The 6,314-nt window shown below is 33.3% G+C and carries 4 protein-coding genes and 1 pseudogene; all 5 read right to left on the bottom strand.

The window, feature by feature from the left end; translation table 11 throughout:
• On the bottom strand, nucleotides 1-307 hold a 307-nt coding region (locus tag L6Q46_RS11865; protein ID WP_291284476.1), incomplete at its 3' end, for a 6-carboxytetrahydropterin synthase.
• Between the two features lie 6 nt (nucleotides 308-313).
• Complete coding sequence (locus L6Q46_RS11860; RefSeq protein WP_111567446.1) at nucleotides 314-493, bottom strand: hypothetical protein; 180 nt, start codon at nucleotides 491-493, stop codon at nucleotides 314-316.
• Nucleotides 490-1,239 (bottom strand): enoyl-CoA hydratase/isomerase family protein, encoded by a 750-nt coding sequence (locus L6Q46_RS11855; protein ID WP_291284475.1) that lies wholly within the window; start codon nucleotides 1,237-1,239, stop codon nucleotides 490-492. The genes L6Q46_RS11860 and L6Q46_RS11855 overlap by 4 nt, the downstream gene beginning before the upstream one ends.
• A 6-nt stretch (nucleotides 1,240-1,245) precedes the next feature.
• Nucleotides 1,246-4,692 carry a T9SS type B sorting domain-containing protein gene (locus L6Q46_RS11850; RefSeq protein ID WP_291284474.1) on the bottom strand — a complete coding sequence of 1,149 codons (3,447 nt, stop codon included), beginning with the start codon at nucleotides 4,690-4,692 and terminating at the stop codon, nucleotides 1,246-1,248.
• Between the two features lie 61 nt (nucleotides 4,693-4,753).
• Nucleotides 4,754-6,314 (bottom strand): annotated as a pseudogene (locus L6Q46_RS11845) (hypothetical protein); the annotation flags it as partial.

The raw sequence follows: 6,314 nt of genomic DNA, 5'->3' as shown, positions 1-6,314 counted from the left end.
CAACTAAAATCACATCATGTCCTCTAGATTTTAACTCATGCGCTAACTCAATATGAGGTGTGTTTTTATTGAAAACAGTGGCATGATCAAAAACATCTACGATTTGTTCTTTTACAATTTTTTTTAAATCGCCAAAGTCAATTACCATTCCATATTTTACATTTGAAGTATCCTTAATAGGTTTGCCAATTACAGTAACAGATAGTTTATAACTATGTCCGTGTACGTTTTTACATTTCCCATCGTAACCGTAAAGCGCATGGCCTGTTTCAAAGTTAAATTGTTTGGTAATTCTAATATTTGACATGTCTTTTTATTTTAAATTTTGTTCTTTCTTTTTAGCTCTGTAGTAAAGTGTGTATGCAATTACAGCGAGTACAATAAATGGTACAAAAGAACCTATTAGCACTCCAATTTGATATTGACTGTCAGGAGCATCTTTTAATTTTTGCTCTACGTTTACTTGTTGTAAAAAAAGGATTAAACTTCTCATTTTTTAAATTTTTCTAATGCGTTTTTTGTAAAATCTGATAATACTAATCTACCAGAAATAGCAGCTCTTTCATAAAGTAAACTTTCCCAGTGATTTGTTCCTTCCCAAAGTACTTTTTTCATTTCATACAAAGCTTCTTTGTTGTAAGATGAAATTTCGGCAACGTATTGTTCTAGTCTACTATCTAACTCTTCTATTGTTTCAAATACTTCGGTAAATAGTCCTTTTTCAAAAGCCCATTTTGACGTTTTCCAAGCAGTTGGGTTAAGAGTCATTTCTGACATAGGCATTTTTCCAATTTTTCTCGAAACAGCAGGTTCAATTACAAAAGGACCAATTCCGATAGCAATTTCTGAAAGTTTAATGTCACTTTTGCTAGTTGCGAATGAATAATCACATGCAGCTGCTAATCCAACTCCACCACCCACAGCTTTTCCATGAATTCTGCCGATAATTAGTTTTGGACATTTTCTCATAGCATTAATTACATTTGCGAATCCAGAAAAAAATCTACTTCCATCTTCATAATTGCTTATAGAAAGTAACTCGTCAAAAGACGCTCCAGCACAAAATGCACCCGTGCCAGCACTTTTTAAAATAAGTATTGAAACAGTTTCATTTTTGCTTAAAGTGTTTAGTTCGTCTGTTAATTCTTGTAATAATGTGCTTGGAAATGAATTACTTGATGGATGATAAAAAGTAATTGTTGCAACATTGTTATGAATTACAGTTTCAATTGATCCCATTATAAATTATCTTTTTAATGTAAAGTGTGATTTAAATTCTTTTCTTGTATTGTCTTCGTTGTATTCTACTTTAAACCAGTAGTCTGTTGATGGTAATAATTGCCCATTATATGTTCCGTCCCATCCCATACCATAAGCACTCATTTGTTTCATTAATTTGCCATAACGATCGTATATTGAAATAATTCCGTTGTAATCTTCAGGTAAATCAATATTCCATCTGTCATTATAACCATCATTATTAGGTGTAAAATAGTTTGGATAAGTAATAGTTTTAATAGTATTTGTTAGTAATAAGCCACAACCCAGAATATCTCTAACGTAAATTGTATAAGATCCATTTGGTAAATTATCAAAAATTGGACTTGGCTGCCAATCGATTCCGTTTAAACTGTATTCATACACTCCAAAACCTCCAATTGCAGTTGCTTGAATGGAAGTTAAACCAGTAGAAAAAGCAGGTGTTAATAATTCAGCACTAACACTTGCAGGTTCAGAAGAGAAAGTAGTTTCAACTGAATCTGTATAACTACAAGAAGTATCTAAATTAGTAACTTCAACGGTATAAATTCCTGGAGCGTTTATGTTGTAAAAAGGAGAATTTCCATTAGGGTTAGCCGGTGTCCAAACATACGAATAGTTGCCCGAAGTAGCTGGCGTGGCATCAATAGTTTGTGAGCCTTGTCCTGTAACGGGATCAATACAAATTACAAAATTATCACCCAATTCTGTATCAGGTAAAGGATTTACAATTAATTCTAAAAAAGGACCTAGCCCCGCGCATTCATACAAATTACTTTCAATTCGAACCCAAATAAGTTGGTTGTTTGGAATTGTATTTCTAAAATTTGTAATATCTAGGATTGCGTTTTGTTCAGTTTCAGCATCAGCCTGATTTAAATAATATGTAAAATTATAAGATTGACCTGTAGGGAATTGATTCGTTAAAACAGGTTCTATTTCGGTTAAATTAAAATATCCAATTCCATCTCCGTTAGGATCTGTAATACTTAAATAATCATCACAAATATCATCAATTGTGTATCTATACGATTGAGGAACTGTTGTTGCCGACACAACTAAATTAACTCTTGAAGTTCTAAAACAGCCATTAGCATTTGTAATTCTTGCCCATACAAAACTTCCGTTTGAAGCAATAAATACAATTTCATTTGAAACTAAATCGTTATTATTTTCAGCACCAGCTAAAGTGTTGTGATATGTAAAAGTTAGTCCAGTATCTGAAGAAATTAATACATTAGCTTGGGTTAAATTAAATGTTGTAGTGGCATCAGAATCAGTGTCGCATTGTTTCAAAGTTACATTTGAATTTACAACAGGTTTAGGAAAAACAATTAAGTTAAAGCTGGCAGTAAAATAGCAACCATTTGTAGTGTTTGTTAATCTTACATGTATAGTTCTGTTTCCAGAATAAATAGAGTTTATACTACTACTTCCTGCAATTGCATCATTTATATCAGTGTGATAGCTAATCGTATATCCAGAAATAAGGTTTAAAATTTCGGTATTTTTTTGAGTTAAATCAAAAGTAACTAATCCATTAGTGTCATTTCCATCAAGGGTGTTATCACAAAGACCAAAATTAGAAATTATTGGAGCAGTCGGAATAGGATTGTTGGTTACAGTAATACTTGCAGAAACTTCTGGACATCCGCCATTAGCAGTTATAGTGTAAGTATAAACTCCCGATACATCAACCGCAGGATTATAAATACTCGTTCCTGATGACAATGCTGGAGACCAAGTTCCGCCAGTTGTTATGCTACTTCCTAATAGCGAAAATAAATCGATTGGATTTGCATTTACACAAGTTGAATAATTACTACTAGTTCCAATATTAGGAGCCTGAGTTATTGTAACGTTTACTTTTACAGGAATTGTTGAAAGCGCAGCATTACAATCTTTTGTAAAAGTATAAGTGTATTCGCCAGGGATGTTAATAGCTGGATCAAAAATGTCATTATTTAAAGGAACTCCGCCAGCTGGAACTATCCAATTTCCATTTTCACCAGGATTTCCAATAATGGCCTCAAAAAGATTAACAGTTGTATTTGAACAAACCGCAACGTCCGTATCTTCTGGATTACTTCCAAAACCTGAATAATATCCTGCAAAACCTGCAACGTCATTGAAATAACCAAAAACACCAACCGCTAAAGGACCTGTTGATTGAATATTGACATTTCCATTTACACCTGCTATTCTGTAAGTAACCCAATCTGTATTACCCTGAACGGTTTGTGCTCCTGTATTTGATATGGTAGTCCCATTTAGAGTAATTGTTGCAGATGCGTAGGTTAAGACCATTAAATCTGCATCGTAAGAAGTTCCTCCAATTCTATTTACATCTGGAATGTTTACTGAATTTTGAAAGAAACAACTCAAAGGTGGAATGAAATTTAATCCCGCAGTAGCAGTATCATTTCCGCCACCTAGTAATTGATATGCATAAACGTTCTTAGATGTTTTTACATAAATATTTCTATTGATAGTTCCTTGATAGAAAAAATTGTCAATTAAGAAATAATCACCTGCATTTATAACAGCATTTGGTGTTAAAGAGCCGTTAATATATATTTCGGTATTATCTTCATTTGCAACGATTAAGGGTAATTCCATTGTAGGAAGCCCATTTCCTTCTATAAAAATATATTCGTCTCCAATTTGAGAAGCGGATACAATCTGATCTAAAGCAAAATCAGCTCTAGTATTTTGAATTCCTCCAAGTGCATTTCCAGAGTTTACAGCAACAGGCTTGTCCGAAGAAATCAATGCTCCAATAGCGCCATCTAAATTTTCTAAAGTATCGCTGTAACCTGTGAAAATAATACTTTCCCCAGCATTTAATAAGAAAGTTTGGGAAGCAGCATTTATAAAACCTGTACTTGTGGTAAAAATTACATTTGGATCATAATCAGACAAAGTAATATTGGTGTTGTCTTCTGTTGCCATTACACTTGTAACAAATGATTTTCGTGGATCAAAGCTTTCATTTATGATATGTCCTAATCTAAAACTTGTTCCTATTCCTGGTCTTCCTTTGGAAACCAACATTTCTGCATGGTTTTGCGATCTAACTCTGAAACTCACGTAAAAATCTTTCGATCCTTCTAGTATAATTCCTTTATCGTTTAGGACAATATTTACATTTTCTTGTCCAACAAACATTTTTGTGTTTTGTCCGCTGCCTAGATTAATTGTTACAGGTGTTGCACTAGAAATTGTATAAGTGCCTAAACCAATTGGATTATCTGCACCGTCTTTTACTGTAACTTGAAAAGGTGTTGTTTCTTGTGTAGAAAGGTATAAATAATGATCGCCTACCGAAGATGCATCTCTGCAATGCAATGGTGGTATCCAATGTTTGCTGCTAAGTTGAGAATGACAAACATTAGAAAACAGAAGCAATATGTATAAAATTCTTAGAAACATAGTTCTTTTTGGAGATAGCTTGTAAAATTAAGCAGAAATGTAGAATTAATCTAAATATTAACTAAAAAAACGCTCTTAGTTGTATATTTCCTGTATGAATGGTTTTGCTGGTTTCACTATTTCTTCCTTGATAGTTGATATTAACATCTAAATATTGGGTCAAATTTTTCTGTAAAAGCAATCTCCAAGTTTGATTTTTTCCTGGTTGTAAGCCTTCTAACATTTGAAAACCCACTGCTGATAAGGCATTTCCATCATACGAATTGTTGTACATCGAAAACTCGCCATTCATACTAAATCCTTTTTCGCTGTTGAAGGTAAATGAGGTTCCTAAACGAGTTTGTTTTAAGGTTTCAAAAGCGCCAATTTGATTTTCCTTTTGTTGATATTCGTAAAAAACATCCCAACTCGCATTTTTGGAAAACAAATAGCCAATTTTTGGTTCCACTTGATAACTTTCAATCTCAAAATTCCTATTTGGATAATTCTCAGAAGTAGATTCCGTTGAAGTAGTGCTTCCCGAAAAATTAAACAACCAACTTTTCTTTACCAAATGTTGGTATTGCAACTGATGCGATTGATTTTTAGCAGAAACACTTCCCACAGAAAGTAAATTCTGACTTTCGTTAATTAAAAAGGAATAAGTGGTGGAATGATATTGTTTTCCACGATTAAAAAACAAACTATTTCTAAAATTCTTGTTCAAACCAATCAACTCATCATCGTTTTTTGAAAATGGATTCCAATCAAAATTAGCACCATTTCGAAAGTTCTTTTTATCAATTAAAAATGAAGTTTGATTGTAAAAATGGGAAGCGAATTTCTTAAAACCAGTCTCATTTTGCCATTGATTAAAGTTTAAATTCAAGGCTAGAGAAAATTTATTCTGATGCGTTCGAACAAAAACCTGATTTGGTAAAAATACCCGAACGTAAATCGCCAAATCTGAATACGGAGCAATTTCAAACTCTTGCAATTCTTGAATTCCGTTGCCATTGTAATCATTCCACATGTAAACGCCTTGCCCAGGTTCTACTTGCAAATAGGTGAATTCTTGTTGGGCAATCGTTCCCGAACTAGTTTCATAAGCGGTCGTTGTCTGAATTAATTGCCCAAAATATCTATCCGAATACAAAATTCGTGAATTTAAAGATGGTTCGTCTTTTAAGCTTGAATCTTCATATTTCAAGGTGCGATAATTCAAAAACACACTCAAATTGCTTTTTTCGGTTTTAATCAATTGCGATTTCAAGTAATACGAATTCGAATAATTCACGCGCTCAATGCGATTGTTTTGCAAACTATCATTCTGACGTTGTAAAAATCCCAATTCCACAAAAACCTTAGTCGAATCGCCTCTTCCTACAAAAGCACCATATTCTAAAAAACGTTGACTCAAGGCCGAAAATGTGTTGGTTACCTTCAGTTTTTCCGAATTATCTTCCAAATTCACCGTAGCACCAACCCAATTTTTACCCAATTTATACGACGAACGATTTTCACTTCGAGCAAAAGACGAATTGGAAAGTTCGGAATCGCTTTTCATTATGCTCGAATTGCTCCAAATCATCCAGTTTTTGTTGGCATATCTTCCGGATAAAGTGTGTTTATTTCCCGAAAAA

This window comes from Flavobacterium sp. (assembly GCF_023151265.1).
Lineage (GTDB): Bacteria > Bacteroidota > Bacteroidia > Flavobacteriales > Flavobacteriaceae > Flavobacterium.
The sequence above is the reverse complement of the archived record's forward strand: the minus strand, read 5'-3'. Positions and strand labels throughout refer to the sequence as shown.

Excerpts from the sequence above, each read along its gene's own strand:
- L6Q46_RS11855 (WP_291284475.1), bottom strand. The coding sequence starts at position 1,239 with ATGGGATCAATTGAAACTGTAATTCATAACAATGTTGCAACAATTACT.
- L6Q46_RS11850 (WP_291284474.1), bottom strand. The coding sequence starts at position 4,692 with ATGTTTCTAAGAATTTTATACATATTGCTTCTGTTTTCTAATGTTTGT.
- L6Q46_RS11860 (WP_111567446.1), bottom strand. The coding sequence starts at position 493 with ATGAGAAGTTTAATCCTTTTTTTACAACAAGTAAACGTAGAGCAAAAA.